Source organism: Streptomyces sp. NPDC005202, assembly GCF_040608235.1.
Lineage (GTDB): Bacteria > Actinomycetota > Actinomycetes > Streptomycetales > Streptomycetaceae > Streptomyces.
Genome location: NZ_JBEXHW010000014.1, coordinates 120397 through 144207, shown reverse-complemented (window position 1 = coordinate 144207; position 23811 = coordinate 120397). Strand labels below are relative to the sequence as shown.

The following is a 23811-nucleotide window of genomic DNA, read 5'->3' as shown; positions in this document are numbered from 1 at the left end:
GGTGCGGGACGGCCCGGCGTGGGGCGGTGCGGGACGGCCCGGCGTGGGGCGGTGCGGGACGGCCCGGCGTGGGGCGGTGCGGGACGGCCCGGCGTGGGAGGGTGCGGGACGGCCCGGCGTGGGAGGGTGCGGGACGGCCCGGCGTGGGGCGGTGCGGGACGGCCCGGCGTGGGGCGGTGCGGGGCAGCGCGGGCCGAGGGCCCGTGCGGACAGGAGCGGCACGGGAGGCCGACGGCGCGGTCCGGTCAGGAGCCCCCAGAAGACCGACAGCCCCCTCCGGTCAGGAGCGGCGTCGTTTCTTCGACGGGTTGCCCGTGCGGCGGGTGGCTCGGCGTTCGTACTGCTCGCGGGCCTGCTGGTACTCCTCGCGGTGCAGTTTCTCGCCGGGGGCCTCGGTGAGGGAGCGGAAGAAGTAGGCGAGGAGGGAGCCGACGAAGCCGATGGCGAGCAGGCCGCGCAGGGAGGCCTGGCGGTCGGGGTCAGGGCGCTTGCTGAAGCCGTCCCAGGTGTGGCGGAAGGCGAGCGCGCTGCACACGGCGAACATCACGACCACGAGGAGGGTCACGAAGGCGCCCGAGTCGGCGATCTGGAGACCCTCGTAGGCGAAGCGGAGCACGAGGCAGGAGACGGCGGCCGCCGCGAGCGAGCCGGCGGCTACGCCGATGCGGCGGGCCGTGTAGCCGTCGTCGTGGTTCACCCAGGACGTGCCGAAGAAGCGGAGGGGCTCCGGGCGGGGGCCTGCGGAGGCCGCCGTGGAGCCCGCGGGGGTGTCCGGGGTGCCGTTCTCGTCGCTCACGGGTCGATTATGGCTCCGGTCCGGCCGCGGGCTCCGCCGGGCTCAGCCGCAGCGGGGGGCGACGTAGCCGTCGCTGCCGGTTTTCACGTAGGCGTCCGAGACGTACTCGCCGTTGCCGATGTTGTCCCAGATGGTGCTCGTGCCGTACGGGCCCGTGACTGTCGAGCCCGGGGTCTGGCAGTAGATCGGGACGGAGGCGCCCTCGGGCAGGACGCGCACGATGCTGTAGCTGGTGCCCGGGCCGCTGCGGACGTTCAGCCGCACGCCCGGCGCGACCTGGTAGTACGGCAGAGCCGCCGTCGTTGCGACGGCCTCCGCCTCACCGCCGCCCTCGACCTCTTCGACACGGTCAACAGACATGACAGACCCCCCGTTGCACCCCATGACTGCCATGGGGTCCCGTTGATTCCCCTGGAACACGCCACGAAACACATGTGCGCGACTCGCACGCGGAGGCTAGCAAGCCGCCTCGGTCCGGTTCGAGTCTTCGACTAGGCTCCGTGCGTCGCGCGCGCGAACGAACAGCACGGGGGGGCCATGGCGCCACAGCGCAACACCGGAGCGGGCGCGGAAGCGGAACTTCCCGAGTACGCCGGTCACTACCACCTGGAGTCGTGTCTCGGCTCGGGCGGCATGGGCGTGGTGCACCTGGCCCGCAGCACCTCGGGACTGAAGCTCGCGGTGAAGGTCGTACACGCCGCGTTCGCCAGGGATCCCGAGTTCAGGGGCCGGTTCCGGCAGGAGGTGGCGGCAGCGCGGAGGGTCAGCGGCGCCTTCACCGCGCCCGTCGTCGACGCCGATCCGGAGGCCGAACGGCCCTGGATGGCCACCCTGTTCATTCCGGGGCCCACGCTGTCCGACCAGGTGAAGCGGAACGGGCCCATGGCTTCGGAACAGTTGCGCCGGCTGATGGCCGGGCTCGCGGAGGCCCTGCGCGACATCCACCGGGTGGGCGTGGTCCACCGTGATCTCAAACCGAGCAACGTACTGCTCGCCGAGGACGGACCCAAGGTCATCGACTTCGGCATCTCCCGGCCGAAGGACAGCGAACTGCGCACGGAGACGGGCAAGTTGATTGGCACACCGCCGTTCATGGCGCCCGAGCAGTTTCGGCGGCCCCGGGAGGTCGGACCTGCGGCCGACATCTTCGCGCTCGGGTCCGTGATGGTGCACGCGGCGACCGGGCGCGGGCCGTTCGACTCCGACAGCCCGTACATCGTCGCCTACCAGGTCGTGCACGACGAGCCCGACCTGACCGGCGTACCGGAGGATCTGGCGCCGCTCGTCCTGCGCTGCCTCGCCAAGGAGCCCGAGGACCGGCCCACTCCCGACGAGCTGATGCGGGAACTGCGGTCGGTGGCGGCCTCGTACGACACGCAGGCGTTCATACCGGCGCAGGGGACGGGCGATGCCCCGAGGCCCGAGCCCCGCGTCGAGGAGCCCGAGGTGCGGACCGGGAAGCGCCTGCGCACACGGCTGGCTTGGGCGGCAGGGGCGCTCGCCCTGGTCGTGGGCGGGGTGCTCGCCTCGGTGCAGCTGCTCGGTGGGGAGCAGGCCGCACCGAGGAACACCGCGGCGGAGAGCGCGGCTGCCGGGGCCACCCCGGCCGCGTTTCCCGGGTGGGCGTCGAAGGCCGTGTCCGCGGGTGAGGGCGTGCCCCAGTGTTCGTACGGGGCCGGGAAGCTGCTCTGCTCACGGCCGGGGCTGGTCTACGCCCTCGATCCGTCGGACGGGGCCCTGCTGTGGCGGCACACCGTCGCCAGGATGCTCCGCAGCGCGCCGCCCGTCGTGTCGGGCGGTCTGGTGCAGCCCATGACGGACCACGGCCGGCATCTGGAAGCACTCGATCCCGCCTCGGGCAGACCGCGTTGGCAGCGGAGCGTCCCCGCGTACAGCGGGGTGCAGTACGCCGGTGGCATGCTGCTGCTCACCGGTGCCGACGGGGTGGTGCGCGGCGTGGACAGCGCGTCGGGCGACACCAGGTGGAGCAGACGCGTACCGGGCCAGGCCACGCCCCACTTCTCCGCATTCACCGGGGACCCGCTGGCCTACGCGGCGAGTACGTCGGCCGACGGGTCGCTCACGCGGGTCGTCGCGCTGGATCCGAAGACGGGTGCCGTGCGCTGGGAGGCACGGCTGCCGGATGCGCTGACGCCCGTCGGCAGCCGGGGCGGCTCCCTTGTCCTCCTCGCCGCTCAAGGGCCCTTCGGTCAGGTCAACGCCGTGGTCCGTTACACCCCGAAGTCCAGGACGTCCTTCCGGGTCGCGCTGCCCGTCCCCCTCGACGCCGTGCAGGCGACCGTGCACGAAGACGTCGTGCATCTCCTGGCCGCCGGTGGCTCGCTGCAGGCGGTCGACCTGGCGGCGCGGAAGGTGCGGTGGCAACTGGAGACGGCCGTGAGCCGTGGTTCGGCGCCGGTGGCGGACCCCGACCACGTGTACTTCACCGCCGGCGACGGCCGCCTGCTGGCGGTGAACGCCCACAGCGGGCGGATCGTCGGGCAGACTCCGTCCCGGCTCGGCGCGAACGCGGACCGGGTGGCCGCCGCCCTGCCCGAACCCGTGATCGTCCACGGCCACGTGTACGCCGGCGCTCCCGACGGCACCGTCTTCGCCGTCGACGGACGCGATCCGTCGACCTGGTGACATGAGCGGGGGCCGTCCCCGAGGAGACGGCCCCGCGGGTCGAGGAGGGTCAGCCCAGCTTCGACACGTCCCGCACGGCACCCTTGTCCGCGCTGGTAGCCATCGCCGCGTACGCCCGCAGCGCCGCGGAGACCTTGCGGTCGCGGTTCTTCGGGGCGTACACGCCGTTCAGCGCCTGCTCGCGGCGGGACAGCTCCGCGTCGTCCACCAGCAGCTCGATGGAGCGGTTCGGGATGTCGATGCGGATGCGGTCGCCGTCCTCGACGAGCGCGATCGTGCCGCCGGAGGCCGCCTCCGGCGAGGCATGGCCGATGGACAGGCCCGAGGTGCCGCCGGAGAAACGGCCGTCCGTGATCAGGGCGCAGGCCTTGCCCAGGCCGCGGCCCTTCAGGTACGAGGTCGGGTAGAGCATCTCCTGCATGCCGGGTCCGCCCTTGGGGCCCTCGTAGCGGATGACGACGACGTCGCCCTCCTTGACCTGCTGGGTGAGGATCTTCTGGACGGCCTCCTCCTGGGACTCGCAGACCACCGCCGGGCCCTCGAACGTCCAGATCGACTCGTCGACGCCGGCCGTCTTCACCACGCAGCCGTCGACGGCCAGGTTGCCCTTGAGGACCGCCAGGCCGCCGTCCTTCGAGTAGGCGTGCTCGACCGAGCGGATGCAGCCGTTCTCGGCGTCGTCGTCCAGGGACTCCCAGCGCTCCGACTGGGAGAAGGCCTCGGCAGAACGGACGCAGCCGGGGGCCGCGTGCCACAGCTCCACCGCCTCCTGCGACGGGGAGCCGCCGCGGACGTCCCACGTCTTCAGCCAGTCCGCCAGGGACGGGCTGTGGACCGCGTGCACGTCCTCGTTCAGCAGGCCCGCGCGGTGCAGTTCACCGAGCAGGGCGGGGATGCCGCCGGCGCGGTGCACGTCCTCCATGTAGTACGTGCGGCCCTTGGCGACGTTCGGGGCCACCTTTGCCAGGCAGGGCACCCGGCGCGAGACGGCGTCGATCTCCTCCAGCCCGAAGGGGACGCCGGCCTCCTGGGCGGCGGCCAGCAGGTGCAGGATCGTGTTGGTCGAGCCGCCCATCGCGATGTCGAGGGCCATCGCGTTCTCGAAGGCCGAGAAGGTGGCGATCGAGCGGGGCAGGACCGTCTCGTCGTCCTGCTCGTAGTAGCGGCGGGTCAGGTCCATCACCGTGCGGGCCGCGTTCTCGTACAGCGCCCGGCGGGCCGTGTGCGTGGCCAGGACCGAGCCGTTGCCGGGGAGGGAGAGGCCGATCGCCTCGGTCAGGCAGTTCATCGAGTTGGCCGTGAACATGCCGGAACAGGAGCCGCAGGTCGGGCAGGCGTTCTCCTCGATGCGGAGGATGTCCTCGTCCGAGACCTTGTCGTTCACGGCGTCGGAGATCGCGTCGACCAGGTCGAGCGTGCGGACCGTGCCGTCGACCAGGGTGGCGCGGCCGGACTCCATGGGGCCACCGGAGACGAAGACCGTCGGGATGTTCAGGCGCAGGGCCGCCATCAGCATGCCCGGGGTGATTTTGTCGCAGTTGGAGATGCAGATCAGGGCGTCGGCGCAGTGGGCCTCGACCATGTACTCGACGCTGTCCGCGATCAGGTCGCGGGAGGGCAGGCTGTAGAGCATGCCGCCGTGACCCATCGCGATGCCGTCGTCGACCGCGATCGTGTTGAACTCGCGCGGGATGCCGCCCGCCTCCCGGACCGCCTCGCTGACGATCCGGCCGACCGGCTGGAGGTGGGTGTGACCGGGCACGAACTCCGTGAAGCTGTTGGCGATGGCGACGATCGGCTTCCGCCCGATGTCCGCACCGGGTACACCGGAGGCGCGCATCAGGGCGCGGGCGCCCGCCATGTTGCGGCCGTGGGTGACTGTGCGGGACCTCAGCTCGGGCATCGTCGCTCGCTCCTTCGGAGAGTTCTGCCAGAGGGCGCTGACAGAGTTCTGACTCAGTCGAGCGTACGCCGGTCATCCAGAGAGCGGGACGCGGTGTCCGGAATGCGGGACGCATGCCTCGGGAGTCGTGCCCGCGTGAACCCTGCGCCTACGGGCTTGTGAGATGCCCCTGAACCACCGGTGCCACCCGCGCGATGATCTGCTCCACGTCCGCCGACGCCAGCGGCTCCACCTTGATCACGTACCGCAGCATCGCGCACCCCACCAGCTGCGCCGCGGCGAGCTCGGCGCGCAGCTCCGCGTCCGGCAGGTCGAGCTGGGCGGCGATGCGGCGCAGCAGCTGCGAGGCGAGCAGGCGGCGGAAGACGGCGGCCGCGGTGTCGTTGTTCACGGCGGAGCGGACGATCGCCAGCAGCGGCGTACGGGTGGTGGGGTTCTCCCAGATGCCGAAGATGAACCGGGTCAGGCGCTCGCCGACGCCGTCGAGCGGGCCGTCGGCGACCGCGTCCGGCGCGTTGAGAGCGGGCGCGAAGGCGACCTCGATGGCCGCCTCGAAGATCTGCTCCTTGGTGCCGAAGTAGTGGTGGACGAGGGCCGAGTCCACGCCGGCCGCCTTGGCGATGCCGCGCACGGACGTCTTCTCGTAGCCGCGCTCGGAGAACACCTCGCGGGCCGCGCTCAGGATGCGGTCACGGGTGTCCGCGGACTCCGTACGCGGGGGGCGCCCCCGGCGCCGCGCGGTGGCGTCGGTCATCGCCGGGTCCCCTTGACCGCCGACGCCAGGTGGAGCCGCGTGAACGCCAGGGCCTCGGCGAGGTCGGCCTCGCGCTCGGCGCTGGACATGGCGCGGCGGGTGTTGACCTCGATGACGACGTGGCCGTCGAAGCCGGACAGGGCGAGACGTTCCAGCAGCTCGGCGCAGGGCTGGGTGCCGCGGCCGGGCACGAGGTGCTCGTCCTTGTTGGAGCCGCCACCGTCGGCGAGGTGGACGTGGCCGAGCCGGTCGCCCATGCGGTCGATCATCTGGATCGCGTCGGTGCGGGCCGTCGCGGTGTGGCTGAGATCGATCGTGAAGTGGCGGTAGTCGTCCTTCGTCACGTCCCAGTCGGGGGCGTACGCGAGCATCTCGCGGTCGCGGTAGCGCCAGGGGTACATGTTCTCGACGGCGAAGCGCACATCCGTCTCGTTCGCCATCCGCCAGATCCCGGCGACGAAGTCACGGGCGTACTGCCGCTGCCAGCGGAACGGCGGGTGGACCACGACAGTCGTCGCGCCGAGCTTCTCGGCGGCCGCCCGGGCACGCTGGAGCTTGACCCAGGGGTCGGTGGACCACACCCGCTGCGTGATCAGCAGGCAGGGGGCGTGAACGGCGAGGATCGGGATCTGGTGGTAGTCGCTGAGCTTGTGCAGCGCCTCGATGTCCTGGCTGACGGGGTCGGTCCACACCATCACCTCGACGCCGTCGTACCCGAGGCGCGCGGCGATCTCGAAGGCCGTCGCCGTCGACTCCGGATACACCGAGGCCGTCGACAGGGCGACCTTCGCATCCGGGATGCGCACCACTGGTTCTGCCACGAGGGACAGGGTACGGGGTGCCTCAGACGGCTGGGCCGGGGACGGTGGGCTTTGGCCAAGGGGACGGTGTGGCCTCCTGTTCGTCGGGGGTGCCCGTTCGCCCAAGCGCCGTTGTGGGTCTCGTCGTGCGCGCCCACGGGTCGTCCGTGGCTGGTCGCGCCCACGCGGCGGAGCCGCACAATGTCACAGCCGCGCGCCCCTGCCCGGGGAACTCATGCCGTGCCCATGTGATCCAGCCGGCGCAGGATCACGCCCTCCCTCAGCGCCCACGGGCAGATCTCCAGGTTCTCCACGCCGAACAGGTCCATCGCGCCCTCGGCGACCAGCGCCCCCGCCAGGAGCTGGGCCGCCCGGCCCTCGGATACGCCAGGCAGCTCGGCGCGCTCGGCGGCCGTCATGCCGGCGAGCTTCGGCACCCATCCCTCCAGGGACTCCCGCTTCAGCTCACGCTGAGCGTAGAGGCCCTCGGCGGAGCGCGCGGCGCCGGCGATGCGGGCGAGCTGCTTGAACGTCTTCGAGGTGCCGACCACGTGGTCGGGCGGGCCGAAACGGCTGAATTCCCCGACCGTCCGGGCGATCTGCGCCCGCACATGGCGGCGCAGCGCCCTGACGTCCTCCGGGGCGGGCGGATCGCCGGGCAGCCAGGCGGTAGTGAGCCGGCCCGCGCCGAGGGGCAGCGAGACGGCCGCGTCGGGCCCCTCGTCGATGCCGTAGGCGATCTCCAAAGAGCCGCCACCGATGTCCAGGACCAGAAGTTTCCCGGCCGACCAGCCGAACCAGCGGCGGGCGGCGAGGAAGGTGAGGCGGGCCTCCTCCGCACCGGAGAGCACCTGCAGCTCGACGCCGGTTTCGGCCTGCACGCGCGCGAGGACGTCGTCGGCGTTGCTGGCCTCGCGCACGGCGGAGGTCGCGAACGGCAGCAGGTCCTCGACGCCCTTGTCCTCGGCGGCCTGGAGCGCGTCCTGGACGACGGCGATCAGCTTGTCGATCCCGTCGGGGCCGATCGCACCGCCCTCGTCCAGGAGTTGGGCGAGCCGCAGCTCCGCCTTGTGCGAGTGTGCGGGCAATGGGCGCGCGCCGGGGTGCGCATCGACCACCAGCAGATGCACCGTGTTCGAACCCACGTCGAGGACACCGAGTCTCATATACGGAACGCTACTGCCACCTGGGCCGTCGTCCGCCCTCGGTGCCCTGCCCGGGACGGTCCCGGGAGGGGTGCCGGGCGACTTACCCTGGACGGGTGCCAAAGACGAAAAAGGCGAAGAACGAAAACTCGGCAGAATCGACGAAGTCGACAAACGTGACCAAGGCTGACGAGAAGGCCGGAACGGCCGCGTCGGCCAAGGGTTCTTCGCAGGCGACGCCACCGATGAAGGCGAAGAAGAGCCCGGAGCCCGACGAGAAGGGGCTCGACTTTGCGCGCGCGTGGGTGGAGTTCCCGGATCCGGCGGACGACGAGCAGGTCTTCCGCTGTGATCTGACATGGCTGACCTCTCGCTGGAACTGCATCTTCGGAAGCGGCTGCCAGGGCATCCAGGCGGGTCGAGCGGACGACGGGTGCTGCACGCTGGGGGCCCACTTCTCCGACGAGGACGACGAGAAGCGGGTCGCCGAGCACGTGGCGCGGCTCACGCCGGAGATCTGGCAGAACCACGCCCAGGGGACGAAGAAGGGCTGGGTCTCCGAGGACGACGAAGGCTCCCGGCAGACCCGCCCCTACCAGGGCTCGTGCATCTTCCAGAACCGGCCCGGCTTCCCCGGCGGCGCCGGCTGCTCGCTGCACATCCTGGCGCTGAAGGAGGGCCGCGAGCCGCTGGAGACCAAGCCGGACGTGTGCTGGCAGCTGCCGATCCGGCGGACCTTCGACTGGATCGACCGGCCCGACGACACGCGCGTGCTCCAGGTGTCGATCGGCGAGTACGACCGCCGGGGCTGGGGGCCGGGCGGCCACGACCTGCACTGGTGGTGCACCTCGGCGACGTCGGCGCACGGCGCGGGCGAGCCGGTGTACGTCTCCTACCGAGCCGAACTGACCGAACTGATGGGCAAGGCCGGCTACGACCGCCTGGTCGAACTGTGCGAGGAACGCCTGGCCTCCCAGCTCCCGCTGCTGGCACCTCATCCGGCGGATCCGGTGGACTGAGGGGCGCTCCCGAGGGCCGTTTCCTGACCGGTCTCCTGAGGTCGTGCGGTGACCGGCCTCCCGAGGCCGTGCGTACGGTGACCGGCCTCCCGAGGCCGTACGTGCGGGTAACCGGCCTCCCCAGGCCGTACGTGCGGGTAACCGGCCTCCCGAGGCCGTACGTGCGGGTAACCGGCCTCCCGAGGCCGTACGTGCGGGTAACCGGCCTCCCCAGGCCGTACGTGCGGGTAACCGGCCTCCCCAGGCCGTACGTGCGGGTAACCGGCCTCCCCAGGCCGTACGTGCGGTGACCGGCGCTCGCTGAAGGTCTGGCGATGATCCGGCACTCCCGGGGGGCGTCGCCCGGCACTGATCATCGCCCGTTAGCTGTCCGACGGGCTCGGGGTGCCCCCGTTGTCGGGTGGCGGGGTCGAGCCTCCGGGGTCGGAGGGGGACGGGTCGGAGGGGGACGGGTCGGAGGGGGACGGGTCGGTGGGCGACGGGTCGGTGGGGGACGGGTCGGTGGGGGTCGGGTCGGGGTCGGACGACGGGGGCGGATCGGTCGGCGTCGGGTCCGCGGGGGGCGATGCCGTGGGCGTGGGGTGCGGGTCGGACGTCGGGGGCGGGTCGCCGGGGCGGGTGGGGCCGGGATCGGAGGGGCTGGGTGCCGTGCCGTAGCCCTCGATCGAGACGACGGCGCCGGCGGGCGCGATCGCCATGCGCGCGCTCCAGTGGCCGGACGGCTCGCGCAGATGGTCGACGTACACCCTGATCGTCAACGACTCGCCGGGCCGGAGCGTTCCCGAGGACCGGCTCAGGTAGAGCCAGGACGCCCCGGTGGACGCGGACCAGTGGACCGGCGAGGGCCCGGACGCGGTCAACGTGACGAGCGTGGTGTCACCGCTGTTGTCGGCGGTCACGGTCAGGCGGCCGTCCTTGCGGCCGGCACCCGAGACGCTGATGACCTCCACGGAGACGTCCGGCTTGCCGCCCTCGCCGAACCGGGCGTCGGGTCCGGTGCGGGCGTTGCCGGCGTTCTCGTAGCCGCCTCCCGCCGCCTCGTCGCCGAGGGTGCCGGGGTCGTGCGCCTCGTGCGCGGTGGCGGAGGGGCCGTCCTGGCCCTCGCCGGTCGGGGTGCCCCGGTAGGCGGCCCACAGGGCCAGCACGGGGGCGGCGACCACGGTGGCGACCACGGTCGTCGTCACGGCACGCGCGCGTAGCCGGTCCCTGCGGGCCGCGCGGTCCTTGGGGTCCATCGGGAAACCCCGCCGGTCGAAGCGGGGCGCGGCGCCCCGCGCGCGCGGGTGGTGCGCCATGGCGACGCGCAGGGCCGCGCGGGGCGCCTCCAGCACGGGCAGCTCGGAGGGTGTGACGGTGACGCCGGGCCACCGGCCGGGGATCGCGCGCTCGGCGGTGCGGCGGCAGCGCGGACAGTCGTCGACGTGCCGGACGAGCTCGCGCCGCAGGGCCGAGCTGAGCACGAGCTGGTTGTCTTCCGTGAGGCAGGCCACGCTCGGGCAGGTGCCGGTCTCCACGACGGCGAGGGCCGCGCGGGTGCGCTCGACCTCGCAGGCGGCGGAGGCGAGCAGCTCGCGCGCGGTGGCTAGGTCCATGCCGAGGACGGCGGCGACCTCGTGGGCGGCGAGGTGGTGGCGCACGGCGAGTTCGAGCGCCTCGCGCTGCTCCGGGGTGGTGCCGGCGGCCTCCGGCCACGCGAGCAGAGCGAGTTCGCGCCGCCGCTCCTGGACCTCCTCGGAGACGGGCGGGGCGGCGGACGGGACCGACCGCTGCCGGGCGTCCCCGTGGCGCCCGACGGCATGCGTGCCCTGACGTTTCTGCTTGGCCTCGGCCAGCTTGCGCAGGCACGCCCAGCGGGCCAGCGCGTACAGCCAGGCCCTGCGCTCCCCCGCGGTCTCCGGGACGCGCTGCCCGCGGCGCTCGGCGAGTGCGAGGGCCTCCCCGAGGGCGGCGGTCGCCGCGTCGTGGTCGCACAGCACGGACAGGCAGTAGGTGAACAGACCGTCCAGGTACGGCTCGTAGCGCGCGGGCGGGCGCTGCGCCAGCGTGCGCGCTGCAGCGCGGTCGCGCGCTTCCCGGTGCGCCCGGTGTGCGCCGGTCGTTCGGGTCGTGGTCTCCGGGCTGCTGCTCATCACCCGTGCGACCGTAGGCGGCGGGGGATGGCCCGTTCTTCCCCCTTGAGCACATTTAATCCGTACGGGTGAAACGATCCCTCATAAGGGGACAGGAACCTTCCGTTCCGTGGCTCGTACGGGATGCACGGCCCCATAGGACCCGCACCCAGGCATCTGCACGCGGCCCTCCCTCCCGCTCTCCGCGCACGCGTTGTCAGTGGCGGCGGCTACGGTTTCACCCATGGCTGCCCGTACGAAGACCACCAAGGACCGCACGTCCTACCGCTGCACGGAATGCGGCTGGCAGACGGCCAAGTGGCTCGGCCGCTGCCCCGAGTGCCAGGCCTGGGGCACGGTCGAGGAGTACGGCGCGCCCGCGGTCCGTACGACGACGCCGGGCCGCGTCACCACCTCCGCCCTGCCCATCGGCCAGGTCGACGGCCGCCAGGCCACCGCCCGCTCCACCGGCGTGCCCGAGCTGGACCGCGTCCTCGGCGGCGGACTCGTCCCCGGTGCCGTCGTCCTCGTCGCGGGCGAACCCGGCGTCGGCAAGTCCACGCTCCTGCTGGACGTGGCAGCCAAGGCGGCCAGTGACGAACACCGCACGCTGTACGTCACGGGCGAGGAGTCCGCGAGCCAGGTCCGCCTGCGTGCCGACCGCATCAACGCCATCGACGACCACCTCTATCTCGCCGCCGAGACCGATCTGGCCGCCGTCCTCGGCCACTTGGACGCGGTGAAGCCGTCGCTGCTGATCCTCGACTCGGTGCAGACGGTGGCCTCCCCGGAGATCGACGGCGCACCCGGCGGCATGGCCCAGGTCCGCGAGGTCGCCGGCGCCCTCATCCGCGCCTCCAAGGAGCGCGGCATGTCCACGCTGCTCGTGGGCCATGTCACCAAGGACGGCACGATCGCGGGCCCCCGTCTCCTGGAGCACCTCGTGGACGTCGTTCTGCACTTCGAGGGCGACCGCCACGCGCGCCTGCGCCTCGTCCGCGGCGTCAAGAACCGCTACGGCGCGACGGACGAGGTCGGCTGCTTCGAGCTGCACGACGAGGGCATCACGGGCCTGGCCGACCCGAGCGGCCTGTTCCTGACCCGCCGTGCCGAGCCGGTGCCCGGCACCTGCCTGACCGTCACCCTGGAGGGCCGCCGCCCCCTGGTGGCCGAAGTCCAGGCCCTCACGGTCGACTCGCAGATCCCCTCCCCGCGCCGTACGACGTCGGGCCTGGAGACCTCCCGCGTCTCGATGATGCTGGCCGTCCTGGAGCAGCGGGGCCGGATCAGCGCCCTGGGCAAACGGGACATCTACTCGGCGACGGTCGGCGGCGTGAAGCTCTCCGAGCCGGCCGCCGACCTGGCGGTCGCCCTCGCGCTGGCGTCGGCCGCGAGTGACACCCCGCTGCCCAAGAACCTCGTCGCGATCGGCGAAGTGGGTCTCGCGGGCGAGGTCAGACGGGTCACGGGGGTCCAGCGCCGGCTCGCGGAGGCCCACCGCCTGGGCTTCACGCACGCCCTCGTGCCGAACGACCCGGGCAAGATCCCTGCGGGTATGAAGGTCCTGGAAGTCGCCGACATAGGGGACGCTCTGCGGGTCCTTCCCCGGTCCCGTCGCCGAGAGGCCCCGCGGGAGGCGGAGGACCGCCGGTAGACTTTGCCCTGGTCTCGCCCGTCCGTACGAACCGAGTGTGCGAAACGGGAGCGCCTCAGAACCTGCGACCGGAGGAGTGCAGTGGCAGCCAACGACCGGGCAGCAGCTCCCGGAAAGTCCGGTGGGAGTTCCGGTGCCGATGGCCTGATGCGCGCCTCACTGAGCGCCGTGGCACCCGGCACGGCCCTGCGTGACGGCCTCGAGCGGGTGCTCCGTGGCAACACCGGCGGGCTCATCGTCCTCGGCTCCGACAAGACCGTCGAGGCGATGTGCACGGGCGGCTTCGTCCTGGACGTCGAGTTCACGGCGACGCGCCTGCGGGAGCTGTGCAAGCTGGACGGCGCCCTCGTGCTGTCGTCGGACCTGTCGAAGATCCTGCGGGCGGGCGTGCAGCTCGTTCCGGACCCGACGATCCCCACGGAGGAGACGGGCACGCGGCACCGTACGGCGGACCGCGTCTCCAAGCAGGTCGGCTTCCCGGTCGTCTCGGTCTCCCAGTCCATGAGGCTCATCGCCCTGTACGTGGACGGCCAGCGCCGCGTCCTGGAGGACTCCGCAGCGATCCTCTCCCGCGCCAACCAGGCCCTGGCGACCCTGGAGCGCTACAAGCTCCGCCTGGACGAGGTCGCGGGCACGTTGTCGGCGCTGGAGATCGAGGACCTGGTGACGGTCCGGGACGTCTCGGCGGTCGCGCAGCGTCTGGAGATGGTGCGCCGCATCGCCACCGAAATCGCCGAATACGTGGTCGAACTGGGCACGGACGGACGCCTCCTGGCCCTCCAGCTCGACGAGTTGATCGCGGGCGTGGAGCCGGAGCGCGAACTGGTCGTCCGGGACTACGTCCCCGAGCCCACGGCCAAGCGCTCCCGCACGGTCGACGAGGCGCTGGCCGAGCTCGACGCGCTCACCCACGCCGAGCTCCTCGAACTGTCCACGGTGGCCCGCGCCCTGGGCTACAGCGGCTCCCCGGAAACCCTCGACTCGGCGGTCTCCCCCCGCGGCTTCCGCCTCCTGGCCAAGGTCCCCCGCCTCCCCGGCGCCATCATCGACCGCCTGGTGGAACACTTCGGCAGCCTGCAGAAACTGCTCGCCGCGAGCGTCGACGACCTCCAGACCGTGGACGGTGTCGGCGAGGCGAGGGCACGGAGCGTCAGGGAGGGCCTGTCGCGGCTGGCGGAGTCGTCGATCCTGGAGCGGTACGTCTGAGGCGGACGGCCGAGGGCGGGCGGCCGTCTGCCGCCACCGCCGTGCCCACCCGAGGGACGACACCCTGCCCCCGGCCGAGCGACCGCACCCTGCCCTCGGCTAGTCGGCCGAGAGCACGAACGACGTCTGCAGCTTCGCGAATCCCGGAACCTTCGCCTCCACCAGATACGTCCCCGCCCCGGCCGACCCTGCCGGCGGGGTCGCACACTGCGGAGCGCTCGGCTTCCGGTCCCACTCCACCGTGTACTTGATGCTGCTGCCCGCCGGCACCCGGTACAGCAGGCTCCCCGCCGTCCTGGGGCAGTCGGCCGACGACCAGTAGTCGTCACTGCTGCCGGCCTGGGTGATCGTCACCACCGCGGCCTTGGGCCCGAGGTCGACCTTGCAGTCGCTGCCGGAGGAGTTCTTGGCGGTCAGCTCGAAGGTCGGCGTCCGGCCGGGCCCGTAGGAGTTGTGGACACTGCGCAGGGTCAACTTGACCGCAGCGGCGGTGCAGTTGGGCAGCGTGGTGTCGGCCGGCAGCGTGGTGCCCGTACCGCCGCCGCCCTTGGCGCCGTCGTCCGAGCCGCCGGCAAACTGCCCGGAGCCGGAGCCGCCCCCGCTCGCACCGTCGGAGCCACCGGTCCCGCCCGGCGCCGAACCGGAACCACCGGAGCTCCCGCCGCTCGACTCGTCGCGCCCGCCGGGGTGTTGGCTGATCGCGGGACCGGAGCCGGACGGCCCCGGGGTGATGGTCGAGGGCGCGGGATGCTTGCCGTTGGATCCGCTGCCGTTGTTCTTGCCGCCCCCGCCGCCCGAGGTGACGATCCAGATGATCAGCAGCGCCAACAGGGCGATCAAAGACAGCAGTACGATCCTCCGTCGCCAGTAGATGGAGGAGGGAAGCGGCCCGACCGGATTGCGCAGAGATCCCACGGCGCAAACTGTACGAGAGATCGCCGCGTTCCCTTGCCCCACCCGCCGCGCGGATCACAATTTTTCCGGATCATCATCCCGGCAAGTACCCCTGGGACCCCGCCGCTTGGCCGCTCGTGGGACTCGGCCGAGGAGTCGGGTCACGGTGCCGTGTCGGAGTCGGCGGCACGACCGTGGTGGCGGAAGGCGAAGGGACGGCCTTGCTCAAGGGCGACCGGTTGTTCGTGTGTGACCGTTGGGTGCGCTGATCGAGTTCCGTCGCACCCTGGCCGTGCGCCTCGGACAGCCGGCTCCCAGCCGACCCCGACCCACCACACACCGCCCCGCGCCACATCACACGGCCTCCCACCCCCACGTGGCAGGATCGGAACCGTCATGACTGCGCCCACACTGCCCCCACACAGCAGCCCCACCGCCCCGGAAACCACCGCCGCCGACACCGAGGTCCCCGGCCCACCCCTCGGAGAGACCCTGCACTCGCAGGTCATCGCATGGTTCGACGAACACGCCCGCGACCTCCCCTGGCGGCGCCCCGAGGCGGGCCCCTGGGGCGTGATGGTCAGCGAGTTCATGCTGCAGCAGACGCCGGTGAGCCGCGTGCTGCCCGTCTACGAGCGGTGGCTGGCCCGCTGGCCCCGCCCCGCCGACCTCGCCAAGGAGGCGCCGGGCGAAGCCGTCCGTGCCTGGGGCCGGCTCGGCTACCCGCGCCGGGCCCTGCGCCTGCACGGCGCCGCCGTCGCCATAGCGGAGCGGCACGGCGGCGACGTACCCACCGACCACGCGCAGCTCCTCGCCCTGCCCGGCATCGGCGAGTACACGGCCGCCGCGGTGGCGTCCTTCGCGTACGGCCAGCGGCACGCGGTCCTCGACACCAACGTCCGCCGCGTCTTCGCGCGCGCGGTCACCGGCGTCCAGTACCCGCCGAACGCCACCACCGCCGCCGAGCGGCGCCTCGCCCGCGCCCTGCTGCCCGAGGACGAGCGGACCGCCGCCCGCTGGGCCGCCGCCTCCATGGAGCTCGGCGCGCTGGTGTGCACGGCGAAGAACGAGTCGTGCCACCGCTGCCCGATCGCCGCGCACTGCGCCTGGCGGCTCGCGGGCAAGCCCGAGCACGACGGGCCGCCGCGCCGGGGTCAGACGTACGCCGGTACGGACCGGCAGGTCCGCGGCAAGCTGCTGGCCGTCCTGCGGGAGGCCCACGCACCCGTCCCGCAAGCGGTTCTCGACCGCGTCTGGCACGAGCCGGTCCAGCGGGCCCGGGCCCTGGACGGCCTCGTCGCGGACGGTCTGGTGGAGCCGCTGCCGGGCGGGCTGTACCGGCTGCCGCTGGCCTGACACTCGGTCAGCCCACAGACGGGTGACAGCCTCAGGGGGCGCCGCGGGCGCTTGTGTCACATGCCCGCGCGCCTCCCGGGCTCGCAAATCGCCCCATACCCACCCCAACCAGCCCTCCACCGTACCCCGTTCCTACGTCCGTTACACAACCGACGCACAGCCGAGGGCTAGCCGCAGGCTGCTTCGGACAACGCCGTGACAACCCCTCCGTACCTTCGATTGTGTGCCCGACAGGCACCGGACGGCTGCCGACCACAGCCCGTCCGCATCACAGGCATGAAAACCGGCAGCAGGTGGGTCGGTAACGGGGATCGGAGGCGGTTGAACATGGCGCAGGGCGAGGTGCTCGAGTTCGAGGAGTACGTGCGCACCCGGCAGGACGCGCTGCTACGCAGCGCACGCCGACTGGTGCCGGACCCGGTCGACGCCCAGGACTTGCTCCAGACGGCGCTCGTACGGACGTACGGCCGCTGGGAGGGCATCGCCGACAAGCGGCTCGCGGACGCCTACCTGCGCCGCGTGATGATCAACACGCGGACCGAGTGGTGGCGGGCCCGGAAGCTGGAGGAGGTCCCGACCGAGCAGCTCCCCGACGCCTCCGTCGAGGACTCCACCGAGCAGCACGCCGACCGCGCCCTGCTGATGGACGTCATGAAGGTGCTCGCTCCGAAGCAGCGCAGCGTCGTGGTGCTGCGACACTGGGAGCAGATGTCCACGGAGGAGACGGCCGCTGCCCTCGGCATGTCGGCCGGAACGGTCAAGAGCACGCTGCACCGGGCGCTGGCCCGGCTCCGCGAGGAGCTGGAGGCCCGCGACCTGGACGCACGCGCGCTGGAGCGTGAGGAGCGGGAGCGTTGCGCGGCCTGACCGGCGCGGGGCCCACCCGGGCCCAAGGCACTTTCCAGGCGGCGATCACGGCGGTGGCCGTGCTCGCCGCCCTTGCCCTTTTGGTCTCCGCCTGCGGCACCGGCGGCACCGGCGCCCGCGACGAGGGCCCGGCCCACGCCGACTCGGTGGCCGGCGCCGCGACGACTCCCTCCTACAGCCCCAGCAACACGCCCAAACCCGTGGACGCGGTCCGGCTCATCAAGGGGGACCCGAAGGTTTCGGCCGCGGTGAAGCGCGGCCTCAAGCCGTGCGTGGCCGACGAGTACCCCATCGACGTGTCGTACGGCCACCTGACCGGGGGGTCCGTCGACGACGTCGTCATCAACGTGCTGACCTGCGGCGACGCGGTGGGTGTGGGCGCCTACGTGTACCGCGAACAGGGCAACGGGTACGAGAATGTCTTCAAGGCCGAGGAGCCCCCGGTCTACGCCGAGATAGACCGCGGCGACCTGGTGGTGACCAAGCAGGTGTACGAGAAGGGCGACCCGGTGTCGAACCCGTCCGGCGAGGACGTGATCACCTACCGCTGGACCGCGGGCCGGTTCGCCAAGAAGTACAGCACGCGCAACGAGTACAGCAACGCCGTCGGGGGTGGCGCGTCCACGGCACCGGACAACTGACGGGGGAGATCTCCGCCGGCTGACCGGCTGCGAAAGAATGCCGACCGGCTGCGAAAGAATTCAGGCGGCGTGAACCGATCGGGTCCATCAAAACGATTCCCTGGTGAAGGCGTCGCAAGTGAACGTATCGCGCGGCTTGCGCGTCCACACAGTGAGCGCGTCGCACGGGCGGCGCGTCCGTGCGGTGACCGCACCACACATGCGGTGACCGCACCACAGCAGAACGCACCACGAGAAGCACACGAGGACTGAGAGCACCGGGATGGCAGAGCAGACCCACGTCCTGTTCGTCGAGGACGACGACGTCATCCGCGAGGCCACGCAGCTCGCCCTGGAGCGGGACGGCTTCGCGGTCACCGCCATGCCCGACGGCCTGTCGGGCCTGGAGGCGTTCCGGGCGAACCGGCCCGACATCGCGCTCCTGGACGTGATGGTCCCCGGCCTCGACGGCGTCAGCCTGTGTCGGCGCATCCGCGACGAGTCGTCGGTACCGGTGATCATGCTGTCGGCGCGCGCGGACTCGATCGACGTCGTCCTGGGCCTCGAGGCGGGCGCCGACGACTACGTGACCAAGCCGTTCGACGGCGCCGTCCTGGTCGCCCGCATCCGCGCGGTGCTGCGCCGCTTCGGGCACGCGAACGGCGCCCAGGCGGACTCCGGCTCCTCCGGGGGGGACAGCGGCGTGCTGACCTTCGGCGACCTGGAGGTCGACACCGAGGGCATGGAGGTGCGCCGGGCCGGGCAGCCGGTGGCGCTCACGCCGACCGAGATGCGGCTGCTGCTGGAGTTCTCCTCCGCGCCGGGCACGGTCCTGTCCCGCGACAAGCTCCTGGAACGTGTGTGGGACTACGGCTGGGGCGGCGACACGCGCGTCGTCGACGTCCATGTGCAGCGGCTGCGGACCAAGATCGGCCAGGACCGTATCGAGACGGTCCGCGGCTTCGGCTACAAGTTGAAGGCCTGAGCGGAGCAGGGGTATGCGGGGGATCACGCGGCACCTGGTCCCGGAGCGCCTGGAGCGCCCGGGCATCCGTACGGGGCTGAGGTGGAAGCTCAGCGCGGCCATCGCGCTGGTCGGCGCGCTGGTGGCGATCGCGCTCAGCCTGGTCGTGCACAACGCCGCCCGGGTGTCGATGCTGGACAACGCGCGCGACCTCGCGGACGAGCGCGTCCAGATCGCCCAGCGCAACTACGAGCTCTCGGGGCGCCCGAACTTCCCCAACATCAAGATCGACGACCCGGAGCTGCCGCCGTCGCTGCGGGAGAAGGTCGAGGAGGGCCGCCGGGCGACGTACGTGACCGACCACGCGGGCGGCGTACCGGACATCTGGGCCGCCGTCCCGGTCAAGGACGGGCACGTGCTGTCCCTGCACACGCACTTCACCGACCGCAGCACGGACATCCTCAAGGACCTCGACCAGGCCCTGGTGATCGGCTCCATCGCGGTCGTCCTCGGCGGTAGCGCGCTCGGCGTGCTCATAGGCGGCCAGCTCTCGCGGCGGCTGCGCAAGGCGGCGACCGCGGCGAACCAGGTCGCCAAGGGCGAGACGGACGTGCGGGTGCGGGACGCCATCGGTGGTGTCGTACGGGACGAGACCGACGACCTCGCGCGCGCGGTGGACGCGATGGCGGACACGCTGCAGCAGCGCCTGGAGGCGGAGCGCCGGGTCACGGCGGACATCGCGCACGAGCTGCGCACGCCGGTGACCGGGCTGCTGACGGCGGCGGAGCTGCTGCCGCCCGGTCGCCCCACGGAACTGGTCCTGGACCGCGCGAAGGCCATGCGCACGCTCGTCGAGGACGTACTGGAGGTCGCCCGGCTGGACGGCGCCTCGGAGCGTGCCGAGCTGCAGGACATCATGCTGGGCGACTTCGTCACCCGGCGGGTGGCGGCCAAGGACCCGGACGTCGACGTGCGCGTGGTGCACGAGTCGGAGGTCACCACGGACCCGCGGCGCCTGGAGCGGGTGCTGTTCAACCTGCTCGCCAACGCCGCCCGGCACGGCAAACCGCCGATCGAGGTCACCGTCGAGGGCCGGGTCATCCGGGTGCGGGACCACGGCCCCGGCTTCCCCGAGGACCTGCTCGCCGAGGGCCCGAGCCGCTTCCGCACCGGCAGCAAGGACCGCGCCGGGCACGGCCACGGCCTCGGCCTGACCATCGCGGCCGGTCAGGCCCGCGTCCTGGGCGCCCGTCTGACCTTCCGCAACGTGCGCCCCGCGGGTGCCCCGGAACATGTCCCGGCGGAGGGCGCCGTCGCCGTCCTGTGGCTGCCGGAACACGCACCGACGAACACGGGCAGCTACCCGATGCTGCCGCTGCCGGGGAAGTGAGCCGGGGGCGGCTTCCTCACCGGCCAGCAGGAAGTCGGTGAGGCGGTCCGCAGTGGCGGGGCGAGCGGGGTGTCTGCCTCTGTCGAGCCACACCGCGCGGGTGTCGGCCGGCGGCGGCACGCTATCAGTGAGCCAGCCCGAAGGCGGCAAGGAGCACTGCGGGCCCGTGCCGACCGACACCCTGGACGCTACGGCTGCAGACCGAGCATCTGGGCTCAATTCAACAAGTCAGGAGCCTGGCGAGAGGTCCCATCACTGTCTTGTCCGTCTGCCCGACCGGCGCGTGACGAAGGCCCCCGGGGCGGATACCAGCCGGGGGCCTTCAGCTCACCGCGTGGGTCAGACTGCTTCCGCCATGCCCTCACGCGCGGGGTGGTCGTCCGCTGCGTCCTGGCCGGGCTTGGGCGCGGCCGGGCCCGCACCCTTCAGCGGAACCTCCTTCACGAACACCGCCGCCACCAGCGCGACCACCGCCACCACGGCACCCAGCAGGAACGCCGAGTGCGTACCGGCGGCCACCGCGTGCTGATACGCCTCCCGCGCCACCGCCGGCAGCTTGGCCAGGCTCGCCGCGTCCAGCTGCGCGGACTGCTCGGTCACCCTGGAACCCAGCGCACCGGCCCGCTCGGTCATGACGTCCTGGACCCGGTTGTTGAACAGCGCGCCCATGATGGCGACGCCGAAGGACGAGCCGAGCGTACGGAAGAGGGTGGTGGACGAGGAGGCGACGCCCATGTCCTTCATCTGCACGCTGTTCTGCGCGACCAGCATGGTGATCTGCATCAGGCAGCCCATGCCGGCGCCGAGGACGGCCATGTAGAGGCCCGACGTGAGCCGAGTCGTCTCCGTGTCCATCAGGGACAGCAGATACAGAGCGACGATCACCAGGACGCTGCCCACTACGGGGAAGACCTTGTATCGGCCGCTGTTGGTGGTCACTCGGCCCGCGACCATCGACACGACCAGCATCGCGCCGAGCATGGGCAGGAGCAGCAGACCGGAGTTGGTCGCGGAGGCGCCCTGCACCGACTGCTGGTACAGCGGCAGGAAGAGCACCGCGCCGAACATCACGAAGCCGGTGAAGAAGCCGATGATCGACATCAGGGTGAAGTTGCGGCTGCGGAAGATGTGCAGCGGCACGATCGGCTCGGCCGCTTTGGTCTGCCAGAACACGAACCCGACGAGCGCGGCGACACCGATCCCGACGAGCTCCATGATCCGCGCGGAGGTCCAGGCGTACTCCGTGCCGCCCCAGGTGGTGACGAGCACGATGGAGCTGATGCCGAGCGTCAGCAGCGCGGCGCCCAGGTAGTCGACGCGCGCCTGCGCCCGCTTCTTCGGCAGGTGCAGGACGGCGCTGATCGCGACGAGCGCCACCGCGCCGAGCGGCAGGTTGATGTAGAAGGCCCAGCGCCAGCCCCAGTTGTCGGTGATGGTGCCGCCGACCAGCGGACCGCCGATCATCGCGAGCGCCATGACGCCGGCCATCATGCCCTGGTACTTGCCGCGCTCCCGCGGCGGAATCAGGTCACCGATGATCGCCATCACGCCGACCATCAGACCGCCCGCGCCGAGGCCCTGAATGGCGCGGAACCCGATCAGCTCCCCCATGTTCTGGGCCATGCCGCTCAGCGCGGACCCGGCCAGGAAGATCACGATCGAGGTCATGAAGGCGCCCTTGCGCCCGTACATGTCGCCGAGCTTGCCCCACAGCGGGGTGGCCGCGGCGGTCGCGAGGGTGTACCCGGTCACCACCCACGACAGGTGCTGAAGGCCTCCGAGTTCTCCCACGATCGTCGGCATCGCGGTGCCCACGATCATGTTGTCGAGCATCGCGAGCATCATCGCGATCATGAGCGCGAGCAGGACGACCCGCACGCTCTTCGGCTGTTTACCGGCCTCTCCGGTGTCCGTCTCGACTTTCGCCGTGTCCGCCATCGGTTCCCACTCCCCCAGCCGCGCTGCTACTTACTTGCCGACCGGCAAGTTACTACACTCGGGAAGGTAGACCTCTTACTAGCCGGGCGTCAAGTAAGTTTTGCTGGCCGGTCGGCCGGTAAGTTTTCCGGGAGCGCAACGAGAACGAGGATGGGCGGCACCATGGACGGCACCAAGCAGCAGCGCCGGGGAAACACCCGCCAGCGCATCCAGGACGTGGCGCTCGAGCTCTTCGCCGAGCAGGGCTACGAGAAGACCTCTTTGCGCGAGATCGCCGAGCGCCTGGACGTCACCAAGGCGGCGCTCTACTACCACTTCAAGACCAAGGAAGAGATCCTGGTCAGCCTTTTCGAGGACCTGACGCAGCCGATCGAGGACCTGATCGAGTGGGGCAGGCAGCAGCCGCACACGCTGGAGACCAAGCAGGAGATCGTCCGCCGCTACAGCGAGACACTCGCCGGCGCGGCACCGCTGTTCCGCTTCATGCAGGAGAACCAGGCGACGGTGCGGGAACTGCGCATCGGGGACACGTTCAGGGACCGGATGCGCGGCCTGCGGGACATCATCATCAACCCGGACGCGAGCCTGGCCGACCAGGTCCGCTGCGTCAGCGCCATCTTCACGCTGCACGCCGGCATCTTCGTCATGCAGGACCTGGAGGGCGACCCCGAGTTGAAGCGCAAGGCCGTCCTCGAGGTCGCGATCGATCTGGTGACCCAGGCGCACGGGGGCGCGCAGGGCTCCTGACCGGGCCGCCGCCCGCCGATCCGGCCGGGCGGCACGGTGGACCGATCAGCCGGTCAGACGGTCACGCCGTGGGCGCGCAGGAAGGCGACCGGGTCGATGGCGGAGCCGTAGTTCGGGGTCTTACGGATCTCGAAGTGCAGGTGCGGACCGGTGGTGTTGCCGGTGTTGCCGGACAGCGCGATGTGCTGACCGGTGGCGACGACCTGGCCGACCTTCACATCGATCCGCGACAGGTGGGCGCACTGGGAGTACGTCCCGTTGCCGTGCTTGATGACGATGGCGTTGCCGTAGGCGGGGCCGTCACCGCCGCCGTTGGGACCGGCCTTGACGACCGTGCCGCCGTGCGCGGCGACGACCTCGGTGCCGACCGGCACGGCGAAGTCCTGACCGCTGTGCTTGGCCCGCCAGTGACTGCCGGACTGGTTGAAGCTCGCGCTGAGCGTGTACTTCTTCACCGGGTCGACCCAGGAGGCGGCGGCCTTGGCGGTGGCAGTGGTGGCCGCCGTGGTGCCGACGGCGGACGCGACCCCGGCCCCCAGCGCCACCGAGACTCCCAGGCCCGCGGCCAGGACGGCCGCGCGGGCACGGAGCTGGAACGCACGGGAAGAACGGAACCTGACGCGCTGGGACATCGAAACCTCTGGAGGGTGGGGGACATGAAAACCACCCGGCGCAGGCGTTCGCCGGATGGGCAATCCCTTGGTAACTCCGAGGGTCATCAGCCCTCAAACCCCTTGTCTACGATGAAAACTAGTACTTCATCGCAAATATCCCCGCTTCTTGACAGCACGCTCATCTGGGACAAATCACTACAAGACGCTGGCCGTCGGCCGTAATTCCGGGGCGAAAAGTCCCTCTTTGAGGGATCAGGTCGTCACTATTCCGCCTAGTAACGGACAAAACGACTGTGCCCCATGTCACCGACAGGCGGGGGCTGCGCTCTCTCTGGCGTGACCTGCCTCATGTGGCCTGCATCTCCCCATAGTTACCGTCCAGTAATCATC

20 protein-coding genes are annotated in these 23811 nt (G+C 71.6%); 10 read left to right on the top strand and 10 right to left on the bottom strand.

All coding sequences use genetic code 11. From position 1 onward, the window contains the following. Positions 1–280 precede the first annotated feature (280 nt). Complete coding sequence (locus ABZV31_RS21625; protein WP_355896186.1) at positions 281–796, bottom strand: EamA/RhaT family transporter; 516 nt, start codon at positions 794–796, stop codon at positions 281–283. A 42-nt stretch (positions 797–838) separates the two neighbouring features. Further along, entirely contained in the window at positions 839–1156 is a 318-nt protein-coding gene (locus ABZV31_RS21620) for an SH3 domain-containing protein (protein WP_355896183.1), read from the bottom strand. Between the two features lie 177 nt (positions 1157–1333). Here ABZV31_RS21620 and ABZV31_RS21615 point away from each other — a divergent pair, with 177 nt between their 5' ends. Further along, positions 1334–3442, top strand: coding sequence for a serine/threonine-protein kinase (locus ABZV31_RS21615; RefSeq protein ID WP_355896181.1), 2109 nt, complete (start codon positions 1334–1336; stop codon positions 3440–3442). 49 nt (positions 3443–3491) lie between these two features. Here the strand turns inward: ABZV31_RS21615 and ilvD are convergent, their stop codons facing one another. The 4 genes from ilvD to ABZV31_RS21595 form a co-directional block, all read right to left on the bottom strand. Next, on the bottom strand, positions 3492–5345 hold the full coding sequence (gene ilvD / locus ABZV31_RS21610; RefSeq protein ID WP_355896178.1) for a dihydroxy-acid dehydratase: 1854 nt from the start codon (positions 5343–5345) through the stop codon (positions 3492–3494). A 148-nt stretch (positions 5346–5493) separates the two neighbouring features. After that, positions 5494–6099, bottom strand: coding sequence for a TetR family transcriptional regulator (locus ABZV31_RS21605; protein WP_355896175.1), 606 nt, complete (start codon positions 6097–6099; stop codon positions 5494–5496). Beyond that, positions 6096–6920: a sugar phosphate isomerase/epimerase gene (locus tag ABZV31_RS21600; RefSeq protein ID WP_355896172.1), complete on the bottom strand. Its 825-nt coding sequence runs from the start codon at positions 6918–6920 to the stop codon at positions 6096–6098. The genes ABZV31_RS21605 and ABZV31_RS21600 overlap by 4 nt, the downstream gene beginning before the upstream one ends. Positions 6921–7132: 212 nt before the next feature. Then, the gene (locus ABZV31_RS21595) at positions 7133–8065 is read right to left on the bottom strand and encodes a Ppx/GppA phosphatase family protein (RefSeq protein WP_355896170.1); all 933 of its coding nucleotides are present in this window, start codon (positions 8063–8065) and stop codon (positions 7133–7135) included. Positions 8066–8160: 95 nt separating this feature from the next. On the opposite strand from ABZV31_RS21595, the gene ABZV31_RS21590 reads away from it, so the two are divergent. Further along, positions 8161–9063 (top strand): hypothetical protein, encoded by a 903-nt coding sequence (locus ABZV31_RS21590; protein ID WP_355896167.1) that lies wholly within the window; start codon positions 8161–8163, stop codon positions 9061–9063. Positions 9064–9425: 362 nt separating this feature from the next. On the opposite strand, the gene ABZV31_RS21585 is transcribed toward ABZV31_RS21590, so the two are convergent. Beyond that, positions 9426–11192 carry a hypothetical protein gene (locus ABZV31_RS21585; RefSeq protein ID WP_355896164.1) on the bottom strand — a complete coding sequence of 589 codons (1767 nt, stop codon included), beginning with the start codon at positions 11190–11192 and terminating at the stop codon, positions 9426–9428. Positions 11193–11415: 223 nt separating this feature from the next. Between ABZV31_RS21585 and radA the strand changes: the two genes are divergently transcribed. Continuing rightward, positions 11416–12825, top strand: coding sequence for a DNA repair protein RadA (radA, locus tag ABZV31_RS21580; protein WP_355896161.1), 1410 nt, complete (start codon positions 11416–11418; stop codon positions 12823–12825). Between the two features lie 81 nt (positions 12826–12906). Next, the gene (disA, locus tag ABZV31_RS21575) at positions 12907–14031 is read left to right on the top strand and encodes a DNA integrity scanning diadenylate cyclase DisA (protein WP_355896159.1); all 1125 of its coding nucleotides are present in this window, start codon (positions 12907–12909) and stop codon (positions 14029–14031) included. A 99-nt stretch (positions 14032–14130) separates the two neighbouring features. Here disA and ABZV31_RS21570 read toward each other — a convergent pair whose 3' ends face one another. Beyond that, positions 14131–14946, bottom strand: a complete 816-nt coding sequence (locus ABZV31_RS21570) for a hypothetical protein (RefSeq protein ID WP_355896156.1) — start codon at positions 14944–14946, stop codon at positions 14131–14133. A gap of 375 nt (positions 14947–15321) precedes the next feature. Here ABZV31_RS21570 and ABZV31_RS21565 point away from each other — a divergent pair, with 375 nt between their 5' ends. The 5 genes from ABZV31_RS21565 to cseC all read left to right on the top strand — a co-directional run bounded on the left by ABZV31_RS21565 (position 15322) and on the right by cseC (position 20122). Then, positions 15322–16281, top strand: a complete 960-nt coding sequence (locus ABZV31_RS21565; RefSeq protein WP_355896153.1) for an A/G-specific adenine glycosylase — start codon at positions 15322–15324, stop codon at positions 16279–16281. Between the two features lie 327 nt (positions 16282–16608). Then, a complete protein-coding gene (locus ABZV31_RS21560; RefSeq protein WP_055703482.1) occupies positions 16609–17148 on the top strand; it encodes a SigE family RNA polymerase sigma factor in 540 nt (179 codons plus the stop codon). After that, a complete protein-coding gene (locus ABZV31_RS21555) occupies positions 17136–17789 on the top strand; it encodes a hypothetical protein (RefSeq protein WP_355896150.1) in 654 nt (217 codons plus the stop codon). Before ABZV31_RS21560 ends, ABZV31_RS21555 begins: the two co-directional genes overlap by 13 nt. 262 nt (positions 17790–18051) lie before the next feature. Then, the gene (gene cseB / locus ABZV31_RS21550; RefSeq protein WP_355896147.1) at positions 18052–18753 is read left to right on the top strand and encodes a two-component system response regulator CseB; all 702 of its coding nucleotides are present in this window, start codon (positions 18052–18054) and stop codon (positions 18751–18753) included. Between the two features lie 13 nt (positions 18754–18766). Next, positions 18767–20122: a two-component system sensor histidine kinase CseC gene (gene cseC / locus ABZV31_RS21545; RefSeq protein ID WP_355896145.1), complete on the top strand. Its 1356-nt coding sequence runs from the start codon at positions 18767–18769 to the stop codon at positions 20120–20122. Positions 20123–20461: 339 nt separating this feature from the next. On the opposite strand, the gene ABZV31_RS21540 is transcribed toward cseC, so the two are convergent. Then, a complete protein-coding gene (locus ABZV31_RS21540; RefSeq protein ID WP_355896141.1) occupies positions 20462–22060 on the bottom strand; it encodes an MDR family MFS transporter in 1599 nt (532 codons plus the stop codon). Positions 22061–22210: 150 nt separating this feature from the next. Here ABZV31_RS21540 and ABZV31_RS21535 point away from each other — a divergent pair, with 150 nt between their 5' ends. Beyond that, a complete protein-coding gene (locus ABZV31_RS21535) occupies positions 22211–22807 on the top strand; it encodes a TetR/AcrR family transcriptional regulator (protein ID WP_355896138.1) in 597 nt (198 codons plus the stop codon). 53 nt (positions 22808–22860) lie between these two features. Here the strand turns inward: ABZV31_RS21535 and ABZV31_RS21530 are convergent, their stop codons facing one another. Next, positions 22861–23439, bottom strand: coding sequence for a M23 family metallopeptidase (locus ABZV31_RS21530; RefSeq protein WP_355896136.1), 579 nt, complete (start codon positions 23437–23439; stop codon positions 22861–22863). Positions 23440–23811: the final 372 nt, after the last annotated feature.